21 protein-coding genes and 1 pseudogene are annotated in these 24,517 nt (G+C 47.1%); 6 read left to right on the top strand and 16 right to left on the bottom strand.

What is annotated here, in order from left to right; translation table 11 throughout:
- Positions 1 to 370: 370 nt before the first annotated feature.
- Genes WC659_04075 through WC659_04055 form a run of 5 tightly spaced genes read left to right on the top strand, consistent with a single transcriptional unit; the run spans position 371 to position 5,872 of the window.
- Positions 371 to 1,060 (top strand): HAD family hydrolase, encoded by a 690-nt coding sequence (locus WC659_04075; GenBank protein ID MFA4873086.1) that lies wholly within the window; start codon positions 371 to 373, stop codon positions 1,058 to 1,060.
- 15 nt (positions 1,061 to 1,075) lie between these two features.
- Complete coding sequence (locus WC659_04070; protein MFA4873085.1) at positions 1,076 to 1,630, top strand: thiamine pyrophosphate-binding protein; 555 nt, start codon at positions 1,076 to 1,078, stop codon at positions 1,628 to 1,630.
- A gap of 21 nt (positions 1,631 to 1,651) precedes the next feature.
- Positions 1,652 to 2,719 carry a thiamine pyrophosphate-dependent enzyme gene (locus tag WC659_04065; GenBank protein ID MFA4873084.1) on the top strand — a complete coding sequence of 356 codons (1,068 nt, stop codon included), beginning with the start codon at positions 1,652 to 1,654 and terminating at the stop codon, positions 2,717 to 2,719.
- A 4-nt stretch (positions 2,720 to 2,723) separates the two neighbouring features.
- Positions 2,724 to 4,826 (top strand): phosphotransferase, encoded by a 2,103-nt coding sequence (locus tag WC659_04060; GenBank protein ID MFA4873083.1) that lies wholly within the window; start codon positions 2,724 to 2,726, stop codon positions 4,824 to 4,826.
- Between the two features lie 2 nt (positions 4,827 to 4,828).
- Positions 4,829 to 5,872 (top strand): alcohol dehydrogenase catalytic domain-containing protein, encoded by a 1,044-nt coding sequence (locus tag WC659_04055; protein MFA4873082.1) that lies wholly within the window; start codon positions 4,829 to 4,831, stop codon positions 5,870 to 5,872.
- Here the strand turns inward: WC659_04055 and WC659_04050 are convergent.
- From WC659_04050 to WC659_04040, 3 genes and pseudogenes are all read right to left on the bottom strand, one after another.
- Positions 5,869 to 6,495: an NUDIX hydrolase gene (locus WC659_04050; GenBank protein MFA4873081.1), complete on the bottom strand. Its 627-nt coding sequence runs from the start codon at positions 6,493 to 6,495 to the stop codon at positions 5,869 to 5,871. The two genes, WC659_04055 and WC659_04050, sit on opposite strands and share 4 nt — an antisense overlap.
- Positions 6,496 to 6,535: 40 nt before the next feature.
- Complete coding sequence (locus tag WC659_04045) at positions 6,536 to 7,678, bottom strand: alcohol dehydrogenase catalytic domain-containing protein (GenBank protein ID MFA4873080.1); 1,143 nt, start codon at positions 7,676 to 7,678, stop codon at positions 6,536 to 6,538.
- Positions 7,656 to 9,892: pseudogene (locus WC659_04040) on the bottom strand (ROK family protein). The gene WC659_04045 and the pseudogene WC659_04040 overlap by 23 nt, the downstream one beginning before the upstream one ends.
- Positions 9,893 to 10,102: 210 nt before the next feature.
- On the opposite strand from WC659_04040, the gene WC659_04035 reads away from it, so the two are divergent.
- Positions 10,103 to 10,789, top strand: coding sequence for an SDR family oxidoreductase (locus WC659_04035; GenBank protein MFA4873079.1), 687 nt, complete (start codon positions 10,103 to 10,105; stop codon positions 10,787 to 10,789).
- A 3-nt stretch (positions 10,790 to 10,792) separates the two neighbouring features.
- Here WC659_04035 and WC659_04030 read toward each other — a convergent pair whose 3' ends face one another.
- The 13 genes from WC659_04030 to WC659_03970 form a co-directional block, all read right to left on the bottom strand.
- Positions 10,793 to 11,779, bottom strand: a complete 987-nt coding sequence (locus WC659_04030; GenBank protein MFA4873078.1) for a hypothetical protein — start codon at positions 11,777 to 11,779, stop codon at positions 10,793 to 10,795.
- A gap of 63 nt (positions 11,780 to 11,842) precedes the next feature.
- On the bottom strand, positions 11,843 to 12,019 hold the full coding sequence (locus WC659_04025) for a hypothetical protein (GenBank protein MFA4873077.1): 177 nt from the start codon (positions 12,017 to 12,019) through the stop codon (positions 11,843 to 11,845).
- Between the two features lie 174 nt (positions 12,020 to 12,193).
- Positions 12,194 to 13,687 carry a glycosyltransferase family 2 protein gene (locus WC659_04020; protein ID MFA4873076.1) on the bottom strand — a complete coding sequence of 498 codons (1,494 nt, stop codon included), beginning with the start codon at positions 13,685 to 13,687 and terminating at the stop codon, positions 12,194 to 12,196.
- Positions 13,684 to 13,953 (bottom strand): acylphosphatase, encoded by a 270-nt coding sequence (locus WC659_04015; GenBank protein MFA4873075.1) that lies wholly within the window; start codon positions 13,951 to 13,953, stop codon positions 13,684 to 13,686. Before WC659_04015 ends, WC659_04020 begins: the two co-directional genes overlap by 4 nt.
- A complete protein-coding gene (gene mnmA, locus WC659_04010; GenBank protein ID MFA4873074.1) occupies positions 13,946 to 15,031 on the bottom strand; it encodes a tRNA 2-thiouridine(34) synthase MnmA in 1,086 nt (361 codons plus the stop codon). The genes WC659_04015 and mnmA overlap by 8 nt, the downstream gene beginning before the upstream one ends.
- 11 nt (positions 15,032 to 15,042) lie before the next feature.
- Positions 15,043 to 16,644, bottom strand: a complete 1,602-nt coding sequence (locus WC659_04005; protein ID MFA4873073.1) for a glycosyltransferase family 39 protein — start codon at positions 16,642 to 16,644, stop codon at positions 15,043 to 15,045.
- 276 nt (positions 16,645 to 16,920) lie between these two features.
- Positions 16,921 to 17,304 (bottom strand): response regulator, encoded by a 384-nt coding sequence (locus tag WC659_04000; GenBank protein ID MFA4873072.1) that lies wholly within the window; start codon positions 17,302 to 17,304, stop codon positions 16,921 to 16,923.
- A gap of 23 nt (positions 17,305 to 17,327) precedes the next feature.
- Entirely contained in the window at positions 17,328 to 19,067 is a 1,740-nt protein-coding gene (locus WC659_03995; protein MFA4873071.1) for an ATP-binding protein, read from the bottom strand.
- A gap of 10 nt (positions 19,068 to 19,077) precedes the next feature.
- The gene (locus WC659_03990) at positions 19,078 to 19,371 is read right to left on the bottom strand and encodes a hypothetical protein (protein MFA4873070.1); all 294 of its coding nucleotides are present in this window, start codon (positions 19,369 to 19,371) and stop codon (positions 19,078 to 19,080) included.
- A 35-nt stretch (positions 19,372 to 19,406) separates the two neighbouring features.
- Complete coding sequence (locus tag WC659_03985) at positions 19,407 to 19,688, bottom strand: hypothetical protein (protein ID MFA4873069.1); 282 nt, start codon at positions 19,686 to 19,688, stop codon at positions 19,407 to 19,409.
- Positions 19,689 to 19,752: 64 nt separating this feature from the next.
- A complete protein-coding gene (locus WC659_03980; GenBank protein ID MFA4873068.1) occupies positions 19,753 to 21,726 on the bottom strand; it encodes a type IV secretion system DNA-binding domain-containing protein in 1,974 nt (657 codons plus the stop codon).
- Between the two features lie 137 nt (positions 21,727 to 21,863).
- Positions 21,864 to 23,252: a hypothetical protein gene (locus tag WC659_03975; protein ID MFA4873067.1), complete on the bottom strand. Its 1,389-nt coding sequence runs from the start codon at positions 23,250 to 23,252 to the stop codon at positions 21,864 to 21,866.
- Positions 23,253 to 23,261: 9 nt separating this feature from the next.
- The gene (locus tag WC659_03970; protein MFA4873066.1) at positions 23,262 to 24,461 is read right to left on the bottom strand and encodes a sigma factor-like helix-turn-helix DNA-binding protein; all 1,200 of its coding nucleotides are present in this window, start codon (positions 24,459 to 24,461) and stop codon (positions 23,262 to 23,264) included.
- Positions 24,462 to 24,517: the final 56 nt, after the last annotated feature.

Here is a 24,517-nt window from a genome sequence, read left to right as displayed (position 1 = left end):
GGTACCCGTTAAGGTACCGCCTTTTACTTCTGATAAATTGTAGTATCCCCCAATATTCGCCTACACAACAACCACATCCCCACCTGCGCGCGCGTTATAAGATAGGGTTCATAATCCCTAAGATTATAATACAGAAAACGGGTCATAAGAAGGCTTTTCCCATGCATTTACTATACTCCTTACGCCTGGCGTGTCAATTGTAATGTAGCTCGTTTCAAGGGAGTTGCGAAACGGGAGTTACCAACAGGTTACCAACTGCGTATAATACAGTTAGGTGATTTGATAAAACCTTTGACACGTGTGGAAGTGTGTGTAAAACTGCTGTAGTTGCAATACATTAAAGCACGTTGCATACCTAAATAGGGCACATATGAAAAAAGGTATACCAACAAAAATCAAGACATTATTTTTTGATGCAAATGAGGTGATTTATTATCGAGCACACGCGCACCTTCATTTTAATGCGTTTCTTGATAATCAACGCGTTCCAATATCAGCTGAGGGCATAAAATATGAGATAGTTGCTCATGTATTTAATGATGCGATGATTGGACGAGTAACCAAGGACGAATTGTTCTACTGCATCCTGCATACACGTGGGATCAAGGGTCAGGAGCCCATCAAGATGGGTTATGAAGCACTCTTGCAAGACGAATCCAACATCGTGCTGTATGACGGCGTTGTGGAAACGCTTGAAAAATTAAAAAAACTTCGTTATCGAGTAGGGATTGTCACCGACACCATTTCTGCCACTGAAGAAAAACTGCGCTGGTTTAGATCAAAAGGTTTGACAATCGCATGGGACGCATTCTCAAACTCAGCGGAAACGGGCGTGCGCAAACCTCATGCAACCGCCTACCAAACTGCTTTATCACAAGTAGGCGTGTTGGCGGAGGAAAGCGTCTTCGTGGGGCACACCGCCGTTGAATTGGAAGGTGCGCGCGCAATCGGCATGGCAACGGTCGCTTTTCACGCTGAACTGGGTGCAAACGCGGATTATTACTGCACCCATTTTACTGAATTATTGAAAATGCCGTTCATACGACAAGATGTTTCATAAAAAGATATAGAAAATATGCGCAGATTGAATCAACAAGACATACACGGAAGCCAAACGGTTGCACAATCACTTGCAAGAATGACGCGCAATCAAGGAATCGAAACTGTATTTACGCTCCCAGGATCCTCCTGCATACAATTGAACCAAGCGATGCACGACTGCGGAACCCATCTCATCCTATGTAAGACGGAAGATGCAGCAGTCCATGCCGCGCACGGCTATGCTGCTGCAACGGGTAATGCGGGGTGCTGCGTAGTATCCCGTGGGCCAGGAGCCACGAATGCACTCACGGGTCTTATCACCGCATCAGAAGGATTTCCAGTTATGCTCATAGTGGGCGACAATGCGACACGCGTACGCCAAAAACAAATAGCCACGCAGGACGTGCCGCTTGAGCGCGTATTTCAATCTGTTGTTCCTTGCACCGTCATGGAACGCGCTGAAGACCTCCGCCACGTGCAGGACTTCTTCTCTGAATCGCTCGCAAAAAGAAAAAGCGCGGTAGCGGTGATAGCATCGGATGTATTCGGAATGACAGCACCAACCGACTTATCGCCCGCTCCTCAATAAAAGCACCATAAAGAAGTTGAAATGATTGATGAAAGACTTGCGAAATGGCTCACGACCGTGATACCCAAGTCAAAAAGGCCGCTGATCCTTATAGGAAGAGGGATGGCAATGCTCTCCAATCTTCGATCTGCGATGCGCGAATTCATGAAGGAGCATCCCCATATACCATGCGTGATTTCGTTGCAAGGGCTTCGTTTCCCTTCAGAAGGCCTGAAAGGAATAGTGGGTATTTTGGGCGAAGGGCACGCAAATCGCTTGGTTTATGAATGCGATCACCTGATTATTCTAGACGAGCGGCTTGGCATTGAATGTACCGGTGCCGTTCATGAATTCCTTGCGAACAAACGCATTTCCTCTATTGAGGTATCGAGCGAACCGCAAAATGCATTTACTCCACATTTTTCATTCCGCATTTCAGAACAGGCGTTCATTCAGTTTTTGCACGAATTAAGCATTGAACTGCATGCAACGGATGATAACGCATGGGCACAGAACCTTTCCGCGCTCCAAACGCCGATGAGTTTCCCTGAAACTTGCTTGAGGGAACTGTTCGCAAGATGTGATATCGGTGAATACGCTATCTGTCTCGACTCCGGTCAAAATTTCTTCTGGGCCGCGCGTTCCTTGGGCGGCACCAAGAAGGTACTGCCAATCTACAGCTATCATCAGGCGACTATGGGATTTGCTCTTCCCGCAGCGGTGGGGGCAAGCTGTGCGAAGGAAGGTGAGGTACTCGCCGTATGCGGCGATGGAGGATTCTTGATGCACTGCGCCGAACTAGAAACAATCGTACACTATAATCTGCCGGTAAAAGTCGTGGTTCTTGACAACCAAGGGCTCGGTATGGTGAGGCAGACGCAATTCGCGAAACACATGAATCCGTTAAGTGTGGATTTTCGCGTAGAACGGTTTGAATGTTTCGCGCAAGCATTTGGTCTCCCCTTTTTCGAAATTCGAGACGAGAGGAACGCACGATACACCATTGAACGTTTCCTAGACTCACCGGGAGCCGCGTTACTGCAGATTCACATTGATCCTGCGCTTCAGTTAGGATCTCGGGGTAATACTTTCTCGCCTTTACCGCTTTAGAGATATGGAATCAAAACATTGTCACATCGTTGATGTCACATTAAGGGATGGTGCGTTAGGGCTCGGTTTCCCGTTTTCGCTTGAGCAGGTCAAGAATTATCTAAATATCCTGAATCGTGCGAGCGTGCGGTATGCGGAGGTTGGCTTCATAAAAGGTCCGGGAGGATGGAAGGGTAGCAAAATCGCGAGTCCTAACTTTCACATGGACGCTGACTCAATCAATGATCTTTCACGTGCATGTCCTGATTTGTCGTTGTGGAGAATGCTTGATTCCAATAATCCACGTATTATCCCTGGAGACCTCGTTCCGTACCCCAACGCGGGACTTGTGCGGATCGCCGTCAAACATGCGACGCTCCAATCTACAGAAATTGAGCTTGTGCGTATATGTCGTGAGCGGCATGTACCCTACTCGCTTAACTTAAAATATTCCGGCCTCTACCATCTTACAAGAATTGTTGACGCCGCCCGTACTGCGGAAGAACATGGCGCTTCAGTATTTTATGTAGTGGATACCGCAGGCACTATGCGCCCGGACGAAGTCCAACGCGTCATAACAGAAATTAAAAATGGGACTGCGCATTTACACATCGGTTTCCACGGTCATGATAATCTTGGCTTGGCGATCGCCAATACGCTTGCGGCACGGGATGCGGGTTGTGATTTTATTGACGCGTCCCTAGGCGGTGTCGGTGCGGGGGGAGGTAATGCCGTGCTGGAGGCGCTCCTGCTGCTCTGCGGCATTTCATCATGGAAACACTTTGAAGCCCTACAAGAAAGCTACGAGGTGCTCGGACGCGCGATAGGTGCGGCGAGAGGACAAGCTGCGTTTTGGGGATTGATCGGGTGTGACACGTCCACACGGGAACGGATACGGTTGGAGGCGACGCATAAGAAGGTATCGCTCTTTGAGACGGCCTGGCAGTGGCGTCATGGATCAATCGTGCATCAAGGCGAGTTTACCACCATAGAAAAATATCACGATGGCAGCGCATCAGCATTCGCACGAAAGTGGGCGTATTCCCACGGCGTGCCGGAACTCCTCAAAGAAATACGCTTCCTCACCGCTCACGTGCCTGTGCAGGCCCAGAAGTACTTCCCCAAAGTACTCCTTAGCGCTAACAATGAAGAGCAAGAATGGGCGTATTACGATATGCCTTGGTACGAAGGACAAACAATTCGCCACTTCACCACATCTTCTCGCGTACGCAAAGAACTCTGTCTTACGGGCATACAAAAAAGCATTGAAGCATTAACGGATACTCTCCATCGGCAACGTGGAAACGCATCTCCAAAAGATTTCGCGCGACAAATGTACCATGAAAGGATCATCAAACGTTTCCGCGCCAGATACACCTCCGTTACCCCATTTTCATTGAGTTCCCACCGATGGCAATCGACTCAATCGCTCTCTGCCGATGATCTCCGACGATTATTTCACACGTTCGCCAATGCGGAGCGCATTGTCATCGCGGGAAGATCGTACGAGTCGCCTCTCGCTATTATTGAAAAAATATGGCGAACTCCTGCGGGAGAAACACTGTTAACCCCACCACAAGAATCAATCGTACTCATACACGGTGACGCGCACTTCGGCAACATTATCCTCCGTAAGGACGGCACTATATTGTTCGTGGACCCGAATGGATTCCTGGAAGGAGGAGATGCGGCATACGATATCGGTAAATTGCTATTATCTGTCGGCTGGCATGACGTAATAATAGATAACGTAATGGAGCCGATCTATGTGAAGATCCAAAATAGTGAAGTGCACATCGAGGGAGTGCGTCAATTCGATTCACCTTCCGCACGGTCATGGACAGATGAACTGCGCGACCGCGTGTGGCGTGATCTTGAAGAACGCACAAGCGATCGGCTGCGTTACGATAAATATTTTCTCACCAGATCGCTCATCGTATCCATCCTACATCTTGCAGCGCTCTCACCTACCATGTTATTACGCAAGCCTGACAAGGTAATTGCATTCCTTACGGAAGCGACCTTGGGGCTGCGCGCATGCCTTGATTTTCTAAACAAAGCGCGGCTGACGGAACATTCTGAATTATTTCATGATCTCTTTTACGCATCGGTGCTGCGTCATGAGTAGATATGTTGGATGAACTTCCAAAAATATATCAAGTGGTCGAGCTTTCCTCAGGGAAAGCAGTGTTAAAAACAAGGAAAGTGCCGACACACATTCGAGAGAATCCTCGCATCATTGTGGTGCGGCCCCATATGGTGGGTATTTGTCGTTCCGACGTGAAGGAACTGCTGAATGTGCGCACCGTTCGCCATGACTTCGGCCACGAAATAGCGGGCACGGTGGCGTGGGCAGGCAATGCAACGGGCTTTCATCGTAATGAACGCGTAATCTACGATCCGCACGTTCCGCTCAAAAGAACTTCAGGATTTGGGACATTGATACTTGCGGAAGGACACAAAGATGAACTAAAAACCGCATTTCTGCGCGCCGATCCAATTATCCCTTCGGAACGACTCGTGTTCTGCGAGCCGCTCGCATGCGCCCACCACTGCGTGGTGAACTTAATGCGCGCGGTGCGACGTGACAACCTATCACGCATGCGCATCGCCATTATCGGCGCGGGAAACGCAGGCGCGCTTATCGGTTTGACGATCAAGTATTACGGTGGTACGCCAACGCTTTTCAACAGAACCCATGATAGGTTAACATTCCTCGCTCATCGGGGCCTTTACGCACGCACGGAACTGAAAACATTGAGAAGCAACGCCAACGGCGAATTCGATGCGGTCATCCCCGCCACGACATTTCTTTATACCCCTGTCGTAGCCGCCAGCATGCGGCTGGTGAAACCAGGGGGTACGGTACTCCTCTTCGGTGGTACCAAAAAAGGAGACATGATACCGGACACGGCAATCGACATCGACGGTATACGGCGTGGAGAGCTCGAAAAAACAATTCAATGGCGCGATAAAAAAATAAAAGTCGCCGGTACGCATGGCGCAAACACTCCGGACTTATTACGATCTATGCAATTTCTGCGTGACCGAGCGGATCTCTTCGCATTGGAGAAAATGATCACCGCCACCATTTCCCTCTCCGACCTTCCGGAAACCCTCACGCGGTATGCCCGCGAGGGATTTATGGGGAAAACGGTGGTCACGATGCATTAAACCGAGGCACCGATGGTCACTGATTCAAGAAGTGCACCACGCAATGGCTGCAACCTCTGGTCAGTACTGTTGAGGAGATAATTGCACACAAGATGAAGCGTGGCGAGGTGGAGCGACTGTACGATCGTGCAACCCTCTTTGTTCCCGTGTTGTCCCGTCATAACGTCACGAAACGGAAGAGACACAATCTCTATCTCTTCGCTTCCGTCAAGTGTCTGCTCATGTGTTTTCTCCACGCCCACCGCGAGGAACGAATGCACAAGGTTCGTCTGGTTGGCGGGATTTGCATAGGAGGAGCCTACGTGGTAGAAACTTCCTCCGTCATATCCAGTCTCCTCCACAAGTTCCCGCCGCGCGCCAGACTCGAGGGAAAGGTCTGATCCATCCATGCCGCCTGAGGGAAGCTCAAGGCTGACGATGCCGGCGCCGTGACGGTATTGGCGCACGAGAATAACGCGGTGGTCAGCGGTCACCGGTACGACATTTACCCAATCGGAATATTCAAGCACGTGGTAGGGTGCAATAATCTTCCCATCCTGCATCCTGCACGTATCGCTTCGCACCGTGAGCCATCTATCTTTATAGGAGGAGACGCTTTTGATGACATCCCATTTTTTGATCATACTAAAACATGCATTGTTCATGAGAAGTATATCACACCGTCTATGTCGTCGTGAAATCAATCACCGCTTTCATGTAAAGTTTGCCGCCTACCCTGCTGCTTGAAGTTTGACGTAGTGTATTCAAGAAGGATGGCGCTTCTCGGAACGAGACCATATGCGTGATAACGCGTGAGAATAAATGTTGATTAACCTTCAGCAACTCCATTGCACGAATCATATGCAACGCGGATGAGCCGCGGTTGCCGGTAATCCAAATCGTTTTTTTCCCAACACGAGCCGATTGGTAATGCCCCTCTGGCGGTAATCCGCAGACGTTGGCCCTTCTGATTTTATTGAGCTCAATTCCCGGAAGGCTCGGGGCGGCATCATCATCGGAAAAACCGCCGAACAAATTAATGCACCCTCCATCGCGCACATAGCACAAACTCTCCTCCAGCGCGGCGAGGGCGGTGATGTGCGGCGTGCACAAATACACCGCATCTACCCCCATTCCGCCTGTGCGACGCAACATTTCTTCAGCGAGATGACCGATGTCTTGAATTGCCTCTCCATGAGTTATGATCCTATGCTCGATGGCCCAATGGAGGCGTGCGGGTGACCTATTAATAAGGAATATACAAGCATCGTCGCATATCTTACTAACGAGCGCATGGATGATACCTATAGGACCTGCTCCTACCACCGCGACCGCTTTCGGCTTGACTTTCCTCTCCACGAGGGAATGTGCATACACTACGGTAGCAAGCGGCTCGACCAAGGGACCGTATATATACGGTAATTCTACATCATAGGGAACGAGCAGCCCCCGTCGCCGCGCGTCACGAGAAACAAGAAAGTACTGTTGAAAAATTCCGTCGTAGCTGTGCCCAAGAATCCGCTCTTGATCGCATGGATCAACGGGATTGAACACCACATATTTCCCCATCCACGATTCATCTGCTTTGGATCCTGCACCTATCACCACACCCAATCCCTCATGCCCCAAGATTTTGGTACGATCGTGCCGCTCGCCCTTGAGAATCTGCACGTCAGTTCCACACACTCCCGCGCGCAGAATTGAAACTAATAGCTCTCCCTCTTGCGGCTTTGCCGTAGGGACTCGTGCACATACCACTTCTCCGCTTGCGGCGATGATAAGCCCCTCATGCCACGCGGGTGCCTCACGTATCGCTTGATCTTGCATACTTTTTTAATATTCTCAATGCATTTTTTAATTCCTCGTCCGTGATGTCATTAACAAACGTTGTCATACCTATACGGATCGGAAGAGGACAACGTTGCAGTCCGTCGCGGTGCTGCGTTGATTTCTGTAACGCGCGCGAGAGCAGTGCAGACGTACATACGCGGTGGAACACCGGCAGACCGAACAAACGTATCAGCCGTATGATGCGGTCTCTCTCGCTCTCAGAAAGTAAATTTCGCTCATACGCGATACATGTGGATAATGCCATATCGATCGCCACCGCTTCACCGTGAAGAAGCGCAGGCAATGCTTGCATTTCAATTTGAGGACTGAAGGTATGCCCAAAATCAACGAGGCGTTCCAATCGTTCTTCCTGGAGATTCGGCTCCAATTCCTCAAGTATTCCCTGTATGGCACGTCGTATGACGTGGCGAGCGATTGCGCTGTTCTGAAATCTATTGTGCTGAAGTTCCTCTCCATGCGATTCGAGCAATTCAAAAAGCTCCTTATCCTTTATCACCCCCATCTTAATGATTTCCGCCGCACCATTACGTATATGACGCCTGGGCAATGTTTTCAAAAATCCGACATCAAGAAAAACGGCAAGAGGTACGTAATAATCGCCAAGACAACTCTTGTGACCATTAAAATTCACCCCTATTTTAACCCCTACGCCCGCGTCCACCAATGAGAGAGCGTAGTAGGAACGCGAATATAGGGCACGCCTCTCTTATAGAGACTCGCGGCAAGACCGACGATATCGAGGAGAACACCCCCACCAACTGCGATCACTGGTTCGCTACGGCGGGAAAGTCCGAATGTACTGAACGATGCCACAATTTTCAAAACGGTCGCCATCGTTTTTTGTCGTTCGGATATGGACATAATCATGAGGTGAGCCTGGAAGCCATGTCGGGAGAAAAACCGTTTCATATCTGCGCCGTAGTATTGATGTACCCTGCGATCGACTACCACAAATCTGCGGGTTGAGTGATTCGCTTTCGGTCCCCGATAGGCAAATAACGGCGATTGATCTGAGACGAAAAGACCGTCCACCTCTCTCACGTCGTAACGAACGGGTGATTGAGCGGAAACAGTCCATTGTTTATGGTCACGCGCATCAGGATGTGCAGCAATGTCGTGCATGCGCGCATAGAGACCGGCGCCAATCAACCCGGAACGGTCATCGTGTATTCCGGTGCGTACTCGTTTTCCAAAAAACGAAGGCTCGCGTCCGGTGATTTGATAGAGTCCTATGGCATTGAGGTTCTTAAGGAGGCTTCGTCGATAATGTTCGCCCAAAGTATCAACCACACCTCCGGTCACAAATACAACGCTCATCTCAGGATCAAAGGTAAAAGCCGTGACGAGTAACCTTGCGAGCGGAAGCGTTACTGCATCGAGCAATTCCCTCGCCCATTCATCCTCCCGTTTCACTGCATGGGCGAAAGAGGAAAATGATAACGGCGTTTTTCCCTTCAAGAAGCGAGAGGGAGTGATTCTCCTGGATGCATTCGGGTATTTCCTGGGCAGAGTCTCCAACAGCGATTCAATCCCCCTCCCTGAACAAAATGCGTTAAGATGGTTGCGCCCGCCGCAGTCGCATACGCGTTCAATGCGTGCGCCACGAAAGGTAAATTCGATCGGAATGTGACCGATTTCTCCTTGTATGCCGTGACGCGGATCAAGCGGCATAACATGCGTACGCACGTCAATAGCGCGTGCGCCGATCCCCGTACTCACTGTGACGAGAGATACTTTCTTATACTGCTCACAATTTATATCCGCGACATGCCTTATAAGTGCAGCGGAAATATCGTTCAGAATAAGCCAATTAAATGAAGGGTCTCTCTTCGCGAGATTCCTCTTAAGATCAAATGGTTTACATTCCGGCCCCCAGAGTGGGCCAGAATTCAAAATGAGACCTGTGTGGGCGTTCAACGCCGCACCCATAGAAACTCCCACCGTCCGCAAACGCGTTCCCGAAAAATCGGATCTTAAACGACGAGCTTCCTTCGTGAGATACACCATGAGCGAAGTTTGTAGCTCGGATACTTTCTGATTCGGATGAGTTCTGTAATTGACTGCCGGAGTTTTTGTAACATCGATCAATCGACTATTAGAAAGAAGGATCCCGCTTCGAAACCATGTCCCTCCGATATCAAAAACTATGACCGGCTCACGTGTCGAGGAGTTACTCTGATCGATGTCCATATGGTCGCGAAGTAAAGTTGGGGCGACAAAAATAGTTTGTCATCTTACCATACGATTTCACTCTGTCAACGCATTCCCCAAAATGCTCCCCGCAACACTAGCCGATGTATAACGCTATGCGGGAACGTGATGGGTAAAAGAAAATTGCTTTTATACACCGAATCGCTTACACTTGGTTTAGCGTGTGAATACTCACAATAATGCGACATTATGAAAAACGTCATCGTGATATCCGGCGGGAGTGATGGTCTGGGTAAAGCAATCGCGCGCAAATTGACGGGGGACGCCTCCATGGTAGTCATCATGTCACCCCATAAAGAAAAACTCCGCACAACTGCGCAAGAATTGGGATGTGCCTATGAAATAGGCGATGTCACTGCGTATCCCAGCGTACAACGCGCCGTACGCAACATTCTAAAAAAATATAAACGCATAGACTACCTGATCAATTGCGCAGGTGTTTGGGCGCAAGGCAATTTGGAAGACCACAGCCTTCGGGATATCAAAAAAACGATAGAAGTAAATACTTTGGGCACGATATATTTGACCAAAGCGGTTATCCCCTTTATGAAAAAACGAAGGAGCGGAACCATAGTAAACATTATTTCTCAAGCCGGTTTGTACGCGAAACCCAATATGTCCGTGTACTTTGCTTCCAAATGGGCGATCACTGGTTTCACGAAGTCAATCCAGGCAGAACTTGCAGAACACAATATTCGCGTAACCGGAGTCTATCCCGGCAAGCTGAACACGCGCCTCTTCCAGAAAGCGGGTATTGAAAAAAATATGCGCAACGCCATCGATCCGGAGGAGGTAGCAAAAGCGGTTCAATTCATTCTGCAATTCGACGATACGATAGTGGTGCCAGAATTTGGTATCAAACATATTCACAATTGATACCTACCTGCTGCGGCAAAAAGGAACGAGAAGCCTGATGACAGATGACTTTGGGTCATCTAACTGGTTTCCGTCAGGTCCGCGGAAACGAGCGGCAAGAAAGACCTGGTCCAGCAACTCCTTTCGTTGTGAACCACCTGGAACGACCCGAAGCGCAACATCGCGCATCCCGTCATAATCGTCAGGCTTCAACGACTCCATCGCCATCAAGAAATCAGCCCGCCGCACTGGCGGGCGTAATTGTTGACCGGGGAGATTTTCGAAGAATGCCCGCACTTCCCGCCAGAGCGACGGATCCAGCACTCGCTCGACCTCTTCAAGCCATACATTTTCAAAAACGCGGGAAACCTTAAGAATAAAAGACCGGAATCTGCGCAAATTACCGTTTACGGTGAATTTGCGTTGAACCTGTCTTGCTACTTCATTGGGATCTTCCGGCTGCGGTTCATGCACAATGTACGCGCCACGCGCGGCGTCATAATACAACGGCGGGAATTGATCGACATAAAATATCCCTCCGTTCTTGGTAAAATTATCGAGCTTCAAGTCGATCCCCACTTCAGGAGGATCAGGTTGATGCAGCACTCCCATAACGGCTTCCAGGATGCCTCGGATGACAGTACGTACAATCTCGAGGGTAGGCTGACTCTCAAGAATTGCCAAACAGTTGGGTCCTTCGTGTGAAACGACATGCAACGCTTCCCCTCCCGGCAAGATTATCGCCTTAAATTCATGGGCTAAAGGAACATTATATTTTTTTAGGAGCTCGCGGTAACGAGCCGCATCTTGATTTATGCGATATGCTGTTTGAATACGATCGGCTATCGGCGTCTGCGCGAACAAACGAAGAGCGGGCGCTTTCGCCACCATCTCACGACTGCCGCTGCGGAGGAAAAATATCACGCCATTAAGCGTTCGTTGCTGAGCCGTGATTTCCCACAAACCACCAAAATGCTCGGCGACCGCCGATGATACATGATCAATATTCATACCTTATCTCCTTTCACCAATGGTGACGTCTCATTTCGTCTACGAAGGAAATTACTGAGGATTTTAGCCCCGTTGAAACTTAAGCCGGTAAGTATGCCCTTCAAACCTCGGATTTTTGATCCGCTGAAAACTGCATCTCTTGTAGAGTCTCTGCGCAGGGATGTTCTCGGCTTCCGTCTCCGCGACGACGCCTTTAAGACCGCTCACACGGGCATGGCGGGCAACATGCTTGAGGGACATAGGCGAGCAACACCCACACATCGGTTATGTCAATGAGAATGGAAGCGATGCGTTTAAGGATTGAAGAGCGCATGAGGGTAGAAATAATCCCTCCGCAATGATACCTTTATCCTACCACCCGTGAAGAAAAGCGCAAACGGATGGTTCGACAAGCTCACCACTCGACTCGGCTCACTATGACACGTGTGGTACACGATTTTTTGTTCTCACTTTTTCTGTTGACCAGAAACCTAGGTATTTGCCGAACATAAGGCGGGTTTGCGCATCTATGGCGGGGATGGAACCAAATACGAGAAGGGTAATTGGCAAAAGAAACCACTGCGCCACCATAGTAAGAATTTTGTATGTTTTATGGCGAGGCGCAGGAGGAAGCATACTTACACTCACGAATGCGCTGACCGCAATGCCAAGCATCGCCAGACGCATAAGCCATTCAAGTACAAAGGGCGCATTTTGCACAAGGAGCGAAGTGGATGATACGTGGGCTGCTACCCATAAAGGGAGTCGACTTAGGGTAATGAGCATTGCCGCGGTGGCCCACGAGTAGGTCCCCTCCCCAATGATCCAGATATATTTAAATTTTATTCTTAACGGCGTGAGAGAATCGTTTTTAAAACTGGAAACCAAATAGGGCAGATGTTCCACAGACCATGCCCAGCGCCTCATTTGTTTATATTGGTTGGTAATAGTTTTTAATACGCTTCCACCGTAACAGGTATCCATAGATACCGGTATATAAAGTGGCGTCACGCGGTAGTCGCCATGGTAGTGCACGAGACATTGCATGGAAATGCGCGCATCTTCATTGACAATGTCTTTTTGCCAAAATCCCACGTCTACAAGGGCTTGCCACGGCATCGCATGCGAGGAAAAGGTGAGCAGGCGCTCAGGGCGCGCGAGTTCCGTCATAAGCCAAAAGGTAGTTGAATTTGCGACTACCCGGCTGAAGGATGGAGTGTCCCAGATGTTATTATTAAAAAGCGCGAGAGGCTGATAGCTTGTTCTTAATGGAGTGGGGTGCGTGAGAAATGCATAACTCAATCTGGCAAAATATTGCGGATGTACGACAGTGTCTATATCAAAAGCTGATACTACAATACGGTCATATGGAATTTGTTTTGCATCAATAAATTCTTGTGTGCGCTTTCCCGCCCAGTAGAGGTTCGATCCCTTCCCGGGAATCTCATCAGGAAGATCTGAAGGATGGAGCGTGGTGATGATTTGGGCAAACCGGTTTTCATAACGATGTATGATTGATTGGGAAATGTGTTCAAATCGCTCTTGGTCACGCTCTTCGCCCGCCAATACGATAATAATGCGGTCATGAGGGTAATTGCTTTCATCAAGGGCGCGGAATGTGGTTTCGAGCACCTCTTCTGTGTCTTTATAAGTGGGGAGGAATACGATATGCCACAGATCGTGCCATAAAGGAATTGTCTTCAGTTTGTCTAACCAAGATATTTTTACCTCTTGCCTATACCGCATCCATGATACAAAAAGCCATGTGACGAAATACAAGACGCGTATCAGCCAATATAAATCAAATAAAATGACAAATACGATTACCCAAACAGGTTTGACAAAAGATAAAGTGACCACTGCGATAAGGGTGGTCCAGGTAAGTGCGCCAGGTAAAATTTCTACTACCCTGTTCGTGCCGTATCTCATAGGATTCTAAAATTATTAGGTGCGTGATCAGCTACACCCCAGACGGTCGTGATATTTTCAATGCGGGAGAAGCGTGAACCGCGCGCAGATATTTCAATATATTTTGCTAATTGATCTTTATCGCCCCAGAGTTCCGCTTGCACTGTCCCGTCAGGCTTATTCTGCACAGTGCCTGTGACATTATGTTCGCCAGCGCATTGTGCGATAAACACGCGAAGACCAACCCCTTGTACGCGTCCGTAAAATGTTATTATCACTTTATTCATATTGCGAAATTTCTACGATAGTGCCTCCGCCGAAACATGTTTCTTTATCCTGGCCGTATATGGCTAAAAATTGACCGGGGGTGACGGCGCGTTGAGGCTGATTGAATTGTATCATAATATTGCTATTTATATCATAGGTTATGGTAGCCGCTTGCAGCGGTTGGAGATGACGATGCCGGATGAAACAGGAGAAAGGAAATGATGGAGGGCCTTCAATCCAATGCACTTCAGGCAAGGTAAGGCTTTGGGTAAAAAGTGAGGGATGATTCGGTCCGTGTGCGACTATAAGCTTATTATGTGCGATATCCTTCGCTACCACATAGAACGGGCCTTTACCGCCAATTTGGGTGCCTTTCCGCTGCCCTATAGTATAAAAGGCAAGTCCCTCATGAGCGCCGAGTGTCTCCCCTTCCGCAGTTTGGATAGGACCGGGTTTGCTTTGCACGCGTGAGCGCAGGAAAGTTTTTAATGGCTGTTCGCCAATAAAGCAGATTCCGTAGCTGTCTTTTCTATCGGCATTCGGCAGTTTGGCGCTTTGCGCGATAGCGCGCACTGTGCGTTTTGTAAGATTACCCAGTGGAAACAGGCATTGAGCAAGCTGCGGTTGAGTAAGCGTGCTCAAGAAATAACTTTGGTCTTTAGTGGTATCTCTCCCGGACAGCAGGGACAGGGTAGAACCTATTTTTCCTATTCGCAGTTTAATTCTGGCATAGTGGCCCGTGGCGATCCAGGCAGCGCCTTCATTACGCGCGCGGTCAGAAAATATTCCAAATTTAATTAGTTTATTGCAGACAATGTCAGGATTGGGCGTGAAGCCTTCAGAAAAGGACGCGAGCGCAGGCTCGAATACCTGCGTACGATATTCCTGTTCAAAATCCCAGAGTTCCAGCGGGATAGCGAGATGCTGTGCGGCCATTTTTGCGGATTCATAATCCCATTCCCAATTGCACGAAGGGGTCGTTTCAGTCCAATTCCTCATAAAAATACCCTTGACCGCGTAGCCTGATAATTTTAAGAGTAATGCGGCAACCGCAGAGTCTACCCCCCCGGACAGCCCAACTATTATTTTATTTTTCATGTCATGTTTAATTAAAAAAAGTAGACGCGGAATGCAGGCTCCCCATCGCTTCTTTGTATCGTCACGTTTTGCATACTTTGTTCCTCTAGAGTGAGGGCCATCTGATCGGCGACTTTATTTCGAATGTCTGCAGGAACCATTAACGTTCCCGACAGCGCATGAATAAGCACATAATAGGTATAGCCTTTTTGAGGGAAATAACTTTCACCGTTTTCCTGAATAAGTTTGCGGAATTCAAGTGATGAAGTGAAGGGTATGCCCTGGTACGTCACGCGTCTCTGGACATACCACATTTTGGGGAAGTAATTTATATTAGAATCAAATATATACAATGTTTTTTCAACCGCTGCGACGTCCCATAAATCATCAACTGAATCTCGTTCTTGGTAGAGAGTAAGCAAGTATTGGTCTAATTGTTCATATCCATAATTTTCTCCTCTGGTCGAGGAGAACGCAAGGCCCGCACGCCCCCAAGGTTGTGCCAAGAAATGAGTATTAATGCTATATGCGCACATTGCAATTACTGCAAAAGATGCTCCGGCGAGAAGTGCGATTTTTGTAAAACCTAACGCACCTTTCCATATATCATCCAAAAGTATTCCTGCGCTAAGGCAAAGAAACGGAATTATAGGGCTTAAGAAACGAACTGCATTTCCTAAAAAAATAATTTCTAGGTTAAAAAAAAGAAGCAAGAGCGCAATAACGCCTTGTTCATTATTTTTATTCCGTATCCAACGGAAAAAGGACCACCATGCGGCGAGAAGGAAAAGAATGGCAGCTGGCCACGAAACCGCGTCTTGGATGCTGGAAAAAATACTGATTAAAGACGCAGGACTTGAAGTGACGGCTAATCGGGGCCAATCTTGCGTCGTTATGCGGAAAAGGCGTGTAAGCTGATAATCAAAATGACCTCGCGTCTGGTAGAGAAAAATGTTATAGATTATGACGGGGGTGAGGGCAGCTATTGCCACAAAAATGCCGAACCTGATCTGTTTTTTCGTATGCCACAAAGGATACGCGAGATAACACAACGCGGGTAAAAGAAATATTGCAGTATATTTGGTAGCTATGGATAAACCAAATGAGAATCCTGTAATAATCCACCATGAAGGCGATAGACGCGCGCGAAGCGCGCAATAGATAGTGAATAACAATAAAGGGATCAGTATAGTTTCCAAATACAAGACGCGGGATATCCATATTGACAGGCTGGTGACCGCAAAAAGGAATCCTGCAATAATTCCTACGCGCGGCGAACTTAACCTTGCGCCGACCGCAATGCAAAGCGCCACGCTCAAGGTGCCTAAGAGAATCGGAATGCTGTGTGCCACCAGCGTGGTCATTCCGAAAATGCCAAAAATAATATGGAAAGCAAGAAATGCGACGGGCGGATGGTCATGGAATGAAAGTTTTGCCCACCAGGGTACTGCTTCAAACCACTGGTAAGGTGTGGTTTGCAGCTGTGATGCCATATGGTCAAAATATCCTACGCTTCGAAACGCATACGTTGCGTCATCGCCTATCAGGTCTATAGGAGTAGGAGAATACGCGCGCAATGCAAACGCAAGCAATACCACGCACCCGTAAATAATCGCTTGTTTTTTATGAATCATGATTACAGTATGAGATAGTAGAAGAATATCCGCGTTAATCCGCGTCCGGTCCCGTTACGGTATCAATTGTAGCGTGGCAGTTCATCTGCCACCAACCACCAACGGATCACAGCTATTGATTGGTCGGAGACAAGCTCCGACGCTACATACGGCCGGCTATTTGCGTGAATCCGCGTGAATACCTTTCTACTGTATTGTTCTACGTTCTCAGTATAGCATACAAAAAACACCGATGAACGTTACACCGGTGTAAAAAACTAGTTGATTATGGAAGGATTACTTACTCTTTTTCAACACATCTTTTACTTTCGTCACTACCTCGTCAAGGCTGTAGTTTGCTTTCACTAGATATCCTCGCGCGCCCAGCGCTACGCCTTGGCTTACTGTTTCAGTATCTGAAAGGTTGGTAAGGAGGATGACAGGAATTGCGTTTGTCGCCTCGTTGCCTTTCAGGCCTTTAAGCACGTCCAATCCATTTTTACGCGGAAGTATAATATCGAGAAGTATAAGATCTGGCGCGTGTGTGACCGCCATTTGTTCGCCGGTTTCCCCGTCAATTGCCGACAGCACTTTAAATCCCGCTTCCTCTAGTGCAATGGAAATAGCTTTTAATATTGTTTGTTCGTCTTCGATAACTAAAATTGTTTGTAATTTAGGCATACGTGATGAATGAGGGTTAATTATTAATGTGATAAAGGTATGGTAAAGACAAAAGTCGTGCCCTTGCTTTCTGTGGATCCTAGTGTCATTATACCATGATGCGCCTCGATAATGCCACGCGCAATGACCAGGCCCAGTCCTGTGCCTTTTTGGGAAAGTTTGCCTGCACTCAATCTCTGGAATTTAGTAAATAATTGCGGTATTTCATCGTGCGTAATGCCAATGCCCATATCTGATACCGCGACCACGAGCGCATCTGTGAGCGGAAGTGGCGTCGAGATAGCATGCCATAAGGGATCTGCGGTTTTTCCTTCTTGATTAATATTTCCACCCGAGGCATGGCGAAAGGCGCTCACATGTATCGTTCCCGCGACAGGTGAAAACTTTATCGCGTTAGAAAGAAGGTTATTAATCACTTGGCCAATACGATGGGGGTCTAACAAGATGTCAGGAAGTGCAGGATCGAGAGAGTCGCTCATTTGTATATGGCGGTCAGCGGCAAGCGGTCGATAAAATTTCAGCTTTTCCTCCAGCAGCGTCCGAGTGTTGCTTACCACAGGAAGAATTTCAAATTTACCCGCATCGATTTTTGCAATATCCAGTAATGTGGATACCAGCGTGAGCATTTCAGACGCGCTCTGATGGATCATGTGGGTGAATTCATGGTATGATTTCCCTTTCCGTTGCTTTGACGTCAGTAATTCCGTTATTTTACATATGCCGTCAAGCGGTGACCGGAGCTCGTGCACCATCATGGAAGTGAAATCTTCCCGCATTTTTTCAAGCTCCCTTTCGTGGGTGATATCATGGAAAAGGGCAACTGAACCGAAGGTGTTTTGTTTGCCCGGGATATCGGACGGAGCCAATGGTTTTACCGGGGAAATAAGGACTTGATAAGTTTTTTGGCGGAATGAAACATTTTCAGCCACTATAAGTTTATCAAGGTTTATCGCTTCATCCAGTTTTCCCCTGATATCAAGCACACCGCCCAGACAGTCAATGATGTTAAAGATAGAAACTGTTGAATTCCCTTCAAGGCCTAACGTGCGCTGGAGCGCGGGATTGATGACCACTATCCGAAATTCAGGATCTGTCATGAGAAGACCATCTGGCATACTGGCAACCATTGCGTTTAATTTTTCTTCCTCGACAGCAAGCACTTCCTCCAAACGCGATACTGCTTGTGACGCTTGCGAGGTTATTTTGTAAAGAAGGGTCATTTCATCCTCGTGGTAGAGGTCTGATTTTGTGCTTGCGACGGTGATGATGCCTACCGTGCGATTTCGGATAACGAGCGGGATGTTAAAAAACGACCGGACTGGTTGGTGCAATGATTCTGTAATAATGGCGCCGGTGACCGTCTCCTCAATGCGAAATTTTATATATTCGTCATTCGTAAGGGCATTGAGCGCCGCGCGCATCCTGTCGCGAATGGTACTGACAAACGTGGCATCAACAGATGATTCCAAATTGCAATGGAAAAGCAATAACTGCGGCTCTATAAGCAGATAAGATACTGCCGAGTAGTCGATGAATTGGCCAAGACTTCCGGTAATAATCTCAACAATTTTTCGCGTATTGAGCGAATAACCAATCCTCTCGCCTAGCTCCTTGAGTATGGCGATTTCATAAATTTTCGCCTCAAGATCTGATTCGCGTTTTGTGAGATATGTTCTTGCCTTACGTAAGGCCAGCAACTCAAAAATACTCGCGCCTAAAGCAAGAATAAAAAGGAGTAAAAGAATGGGAATCCAAAGGGACACTGAAGGGAAATTATCCTGTCATTGCCTTTAAGAAGCGATTGGAAGCGGAAAGCACGAGGATGAATCCGATGACAAATCCACCATCGTGCAGTAGTTGCGTGATACCCTGCCCAAACTGGGAATTAAAAAACGTAGCGATTATGGCAGAAGTCGCAAGGAGAAGCGTACCGAATCCGAGCGATATAAATGCGGCCGAAAACCTTCCTCCCCGTGTTTTATATGCATTCATTATGCATACTATAAAAGTCGTAATTCCTGCAATAACCCAAAAAATAAATGTAATAAGCGAAAGCGTTGAAGTCATATAAAATATGCTATAAATTAAAAAATCCAAAAACGCTATGAGTTGTTTTTCCCAATAGTTAATGAAGGATATTTTGCCAATAACGGCTCCATTGCCTTTTTTACAATAAGGCCTGAAAGGGAGACATATTGTTCTATAAGCTGATTGATAAGGTCGGGAGGATTGCCGTTCATTTGAGTTACCGTTCCATCACCTGCCACAGATAATCCTGATACGTTACGCGCTTTCATTATGGCAATATCGGGTCCCAGGATAACTATTTGTTTCTGTATTAGTTCGGTAAGTAGATTTTGGTATTCTGTCTGTGATTCAGGCATACATTTAAGAGGTAATAAGATATATATCAATACTTATATATAGTATATCATATCCTCAATATTATTATAATGGAACCACTTTTTTGGGAGGAATCCCTTTGATGACATAATGGCGCGGTTTAGGCATGGGCGGAGCATATTCAGCGGGTTCTTTTTGTGTTTCAAAGGGCGTGGTTTCTGTCGTAAGGCGCCTTTTTAATTTATTGCCGCGTAATTTATGGAAAGGAATTGGCTCGGTTTGAAGGGCGTCTCGCAGCGATAACTCACTAGGATAGGATACGGGAAGTATGGGTATCTTTCGCACTTGCTCATCATGCTGCGATGGAGAGAGTTTGGGCGGTGGTTTCAGTATGACAAAATTAGGGCTTGCGGAAACAGGGGCGCTTTGTGTCTTATGAGCAGTATTGTCTGTGGGAGCGGCTTGTGTGTGCGCAGGAGGAGCATCATACACTTCAGGGATATTGCGTTTTTTTAAAGTGGTGATGTCGATAAGGCCCTGACGAAATTTTTTCAGACAGCTTTTGCAAAATACGTTGCGTTTTTCATCCGGGGTAAATGTGATAAGCGTACCGCGACCGCAATTGTCACATGTGGCATTTTTTGGTTCTGGCCCTTGAGAAACGGCAGGTTCATTTGTCGGTTTTTCAGTAGGTAGAGGAGCTGCGGGAAGTTCGCGATACCGCTGCTCATCCTCGGCAATACCAGCGATATTATCCAATTCAGCAGTGGTGGAATACATATCTTCTATACCGGTCCATCTGATAATTTTCTCTTCAACTTCCTCTCGCGGTTTCGTATACCGCTCTCTTGACACCGCGATTACTTTTTCACGATTCCCTGTCATTTCATCGGTGCGAAGCGGCGGGAGCGACGTGGCCGAAAATGGCCTTGACGCCACGCCGTTGATCATAAGCCGCAGATAAATGTCATATTTAGTGAGATTTACCAAATCTTCTTCAGTGAAATAAGGGGTAAATTCCTTTACCAGCTCTTCCGCATCGGTGGCGCCCACGCGGAAACAGGCGATAGTGCCGACGTTGCCAAATACCGCCGCAGCCACCTCTTCCTCAAGTTGTTCTATGTATTGGTGCGCCATAATGAGCGAGAGGCGATATTTTCTTGCTTCAGAGAGGATGTCTGAAAATGAGGTCGTCGCAAAATTTTGAAATTCATCCACATAAAGGAAGAAATCATTCCTTTCTTTTTCAGGAATATCTACCCTGCTCATGACTGCAAGCTGCAGCTTGGTAATCATCATCGCGCCCAAAAGCGACGAATTGTCCTCGCCTATGCGTCCTTTCGCAAGATTGAGGATGAGGATTTTTTTGGTATCCATGATTTCCCGCATATCTATGGTCGATTGCGTCTGCCCGACAATATTTCTCACAATTGCGGTCGAAAGAAATTGCCCAACCTTATTTTGGATTGGCGCGATTGCTTCAGTGCGGAATCGGTCGTTGTAATTCGCGTATTCATTCACCCAGAACGACCGCACGACAGGATCTAAAATGCGGCTTACAATTTTATGCCGGTATTCCTTATCAACTAATATGCGGTTGATCCCTAGAAGGGTATTGCCGGGAGAATCAAGCAGGGCGAGGATGCAATTATTCATGATATATTCCATTCGTGCTGACCAAACATTTGCCCAAATTTTTGTGAATACTCCCATAAGTCCGGACGCGACAAGGTGCTTATAGCGGGGATCTACGTTTTCAAGAATATTGAATGCAATAGGGTAATCAATGTCAGCGGGATTAAAATATATGACATCGTTGATGCGGTGCGGGGGGATATAGTCCAATATTTTTTCAACCAAATCGCCATGAGGATCCACTACTCCCACTCCCCTTCCTTCGCGTATATCCTGTATGATCATATTCTCGAGGGTCGTTGATTTCCCCATGCCGGTTTTACCAATGAGGTACATGTGTTTGCGGCGGTCATCAGTGCGTATGCCAAATTTGCGATTTTGGCCGCGAAAATTAGTCATCGCAAAGTAGCAGATGTCATTGTTTTGGGAAATTTGATCAGTCATAGTGTTATTCATGTTGAACCCTCTCTTATTCAGTAAAAATGCAAAATGTAAAACCTAAAATCTAAAAATGAAAATTAATAATCAAAAATTTTTGCATTTTGATCTCGCATTTTGATTTTTGGACTTTAAATTTTGGATTATACGGGTAAATTTTCCGGCGTTTCCGCTTCTTGTATTTTGGATGTCTGTGCATCACTTGCGGCAGGCTCCATAATTTCTATCGGCAACTCAGCCGGGGGCTCTCCTTTTTTCGCTTCAGTCATCTTCACTAACGGGGCTTTCACCTCTGCAACGGGGAAATGCCACACCGTTGCCAATTCCTCGGTATTCAATATCATGCCATGACCCCATCCTAATTCTTTGCTTCGTTGGCGGAATGCGCGCGCTATTTTTTTTTGGCGTTTGGCGATTCTGCGTTTAGTGAAGAAATAATTTGCTTTTGTGGTCACCTTGCCTGCGGGTTCAAAACTGTTGAGATTCAATGCGCTAAATTGGCTAAAGGCGCCCAAAATACCCGCAACACCGCGCGCTTTATCGAATATTTCTTTTTTCGCGACATAAATAATGCGGCATTTAGCGTGGAAACCGACTTTAGAAATTTTTGCTTCAATGGCCTCAACGATCGCGCGTTCTCCAGGAGACAGATATTGTATGTGACTTGGCATGTCTTTCGCTGCCGCACCTTCAACATGATATGGAGAAATACCCAATCCATGGAGGAGCACTTCGCTTGCCCCTCCAGTTACTATGCGAACCGGTTGCAGCGCCCGTGCAGTAAGCGTGGGCGCCTGTTTTACATGTGCGCCAATCAATTTTTTCGCTTCATTGATGCCTTTTTCTTTCCACCCGTCTCCAATGGGCGTAATTACCCATTGGATCCAAATATTTTCACCTGGGTGCATATGGCTCATAATTTCCAGGAGCGCAGCCATTGGGTCGGCAAATTTTTGTGTAAGGGTGTGCTCGAAGAGCGGATAGGTTCGAATGGGATACACGCTTTTACGGTTAAGCTTGAGCTCAGTGCCCCATAAATTAAATTCATCAGAGGGGTATTGCCGGGGAATCATGCCTGTGTAGTCTTCCACCTCGGTAATTTCTGCATCAGGATATTGTGCATAAATTGCCGCCTCAATGAGATCGCGAAAATGGGTTGGGGTACGCACTAAAAATTGGATATAGCCTCCGAGAGAAACTATTTCAAATGAGAAACTTTCCTGATTTTTGCCCTGGATATATTTCTCAATCAGGTTAACGCCGGAGAACGCTCCTGCTAATTGCGCGAATATTTGCTCTACTGCTCTGGTAGATTGTTCGTTTAACTTCGGAACATCGATTGCAAAAATTGTATAGTTAAGATGATGGAGGTATGCTGCTCTGATATTACGCAATCGTACATGCCAAAATGTGCTCAATATTACCACAAGAACAGGCATCCATCCCCCGTGGATAAGAAGAAACCACCCTACCGTGAGTGGGTTATTTGCGGCCGCATCGAAAAAAGGCGCGAGATTGATAGTGATATCCACAACGAATGTTTATTTATTTTGTTCTGTGTGGACGGTTTCCGGAGCTTGAGAGACAATTTTTTTGAACATAAAACGACCGTCCGGAAGGTGTAAAAAAGTATCATGTGACGTCAATGCAAGTAAAATGGTGCCTTTTTTCACAAACCGTTGTTTGAGCACTTCATCGATAATTTCCTCACGGCTTAAAGGGTTTGGCGCACGACTCAGGATGGAAGCGATCACATCAGCAACTACGCCCGGCTTATATCCCCATTCTTGAAGCGCGTATATTCCTCTTCCGACAAGAACAAAACGCTTGTCGAGAATAAGTTCATTATGTACGGTTGGCGCATGCGCCACTTTGTGGTCGAAGCGAGTCTTATTAATTTGCTCCGTGATCTCGGTAAAATGCATTGGCTTGCCGTATTTCTTAAGCACGAGATAAATTTTATCACTCATTCTTTTTGGCTTAATGCTATGCCAGCGGGACATTCCCCATTCATTGAAGGGATTTTGCAGCACTGAGGTGGAGCATTCAAGGTAGGTATTAAGCACGCGCTCAACCATCGAGCGCTCATCTTGTTCGGGGGATGATGAGAAGAGTACAAATGATTGGTACTCCTGCGCATGTTCCTGATAAAAATTGCTGCGCAAAAATTCATTAAGCAACGCATCAAAGCTGACCGGCTGTCCTTTTGATTCCAACAATGATTCGATAGATGCAATTGTTTCCGTGAAAAGCTGCGAGGAAAATTCTTTCAGTTTCCAGCTTGGCAGAATTGCTTCAGATTTTATTTCTTCAATGGCCGTATTTAAAAGCTGTTCGATGATAAATGATAAGCAGTTGCGGTTAACAGACGAATCGCCCGAGAGCGAGAGTAAGTCATTAAGAAGCACGTCTTGGCGGCGCATGCCGCCGTGCTGCGTAAGGTTATGTGTAACAAGCGTGGAAATGCCTTCTGAAATTTCCTGGAACTGTTTGGATTGTTTAAGTTTTTGGATGCTTTGATGCTCAATCTGCCGTACGCGTTCCCTTGTAATTGTGTACCTTTTGCCGATAATCTCAAGCGTATGTGTGCCATTTCCGTCTAGGCCAAAACGCAAACGAAGCACATCTGCCTCGCGATTGGTAAGCAGTTTTAATAACTGGGTGCAGATATCTACAGGGCTCAACTTCTGCCGCTCTGTAATCTCTTGAGAAAGGAGAACTTTTTCAAGAATCGAATTCATATATTATGAACGTAGAATATATAACGGATAATCGACCGTAACAACCTGGTTTTAAG

Source organism: Patescibacteria group bacterium (genome assembly GCA_041645165.1).
Taxonomy (GTDB): domain Bacteria; phylum Patescibacteriota; class Patescibacteriia; order 2-02-FULL-49-11; family 2-02-FULL-49-11; genus 2-02-FULL-49-11.
Note: the sequence above shows the minus strand (reverse complement) of the source record. Positions and strands in the feature narration are given on the sequence as shown.

Excerpts from the sequence above, each read along its gene's own strand:
- WC659_04075 (MFA4873086.1), top strand. The coding sequence starts at position 371 with ATGAAAAAAGGTATACCAACAAAAATCAAGACATTATTTTTTGATGCA.
- WC659_04070 (MFA4873085.1), top strand. The coding sequence starts at position 1,076 with ATGCGCAGATTGAATCAACAAGACATACACGGAAGCCAAACGGTTGCA.
- WC659_04065 (MFA4873084.1), top strand. The coding sequence starts at position 1,652 with ATGATTGATGAAAGACTTGCGAAATGGCTCACGACCGTGATACCCAAG.
- WC659_04060 (MFA4873083.1), top strand. The coding sequence starts at position 2,724 with ATGGAATCAAAACATTGTCACATCGTTGATGTCACATTAAGGGATGGT.
- WC659_04055 (MFA4873082.1), top strand. The coding sequence starts at position 4,829 with ATGTTGGATGAACTTCCAAAAATATATCAAGTGGTCGAGCTTTCCTCA.
- WC659_04050 (MFA4873081.1), bottom strand. The coding sequence starts at position 6,495 with ATGATCAAAAAATGGGATGTCATCAAAAGCGTCTCCTCCTATAAAGAT.
- WC659_04045 (MFA4873080.1), bottom strand. The coding sequence starts at position 7,678 with ATGCAAGATCAAGCGATACGTGAGGCACCCGCGTGGCATGAGGGGCTT.
- WC659_04035 (MFA4873079.1), top strand. The coding sequence starts at position 10,103 with ATGAAAAACGTCATCGTGATATCCGGCGGGAGTGATGGTCTGGGTAAA.
- WC659_04030 (MFA4873078.1), bottom strand. The coding sequence starts at position 11,779 with ATGAATATTGATCATGTATCATCGGCGGTCGCCGAGCATTTTGGTGGT.
- WC659_04025 (MFA4873077.1), bottom strand. The coding sequence starts at position 12,019 with ATGTCCCTCAAGCATGTTGCCCGCCATGCCCGTGTGAGCGGTCTTAAA.
- WC659_04020 (MFA4873076.1), bottom strand. The coding sequence starts at position 13,687 with ATGAGATACGGCACGAACAGGGTAGTAGAAATTTTACCTGGCGCACTT.
- WC659_04015 (MFA4873075.1), bottom strand. The coding sequence starts at position 13,953 with ATGAATAAAGTGATAATAACATTTTACGGACGCGTACAAGGGGTTGGT.
- mnmA (MFA4873074.1), bottom strand. The coding sequence starts at position 15,031 with ATGAAAAATAAAATAATAGTTGGGCTGTCCGGGGGGGTAGACTCTGCG.
- WC659_04005 (MFA4873073.1), bottom strand. The coding sequence starts at position 16,644 with ATGATTCATAAAAAACAAGCGATTATTTACGGGTGCGTGGTATTGCTT.
- WC659_04000 (MFA4873072.1), bottom strand. The coding sequence starts at position 17,304 with ATGCCTAAATTACAAACAATTTTAGTTATCGAAGACGAACAAACAATA.
- WC659_03990 (MFA4873070.1), bottom strand. The coding sequence starts at position 19,371 with ATGACTTCAACGCTTTCGCTTATTACATTTATTTTTTGGGTTATTGCA.
- WC659_03985 (MFA4873069.1), bottom strand. The coding sequence starts at position 19,688 with ATGCCTGAATCACAGACAGAATACCAAAATCTACTTACCGAACTAATA.
- WC659_03980 (MFA4873068.1), bottom strand. The coding sequence starts at position 21,726 with ATGACTGATCAAATTTCCCAAAACAATGACATCTGCTACTTTGCGATG.
- WC659_03970 (MFA4873066.1), bottom strand. The coding sequence starts at position 24,461 with ATGAATTCGATTCTTGAAAAAGTTCTCCTTTCTCAAGAGATTACAGAG.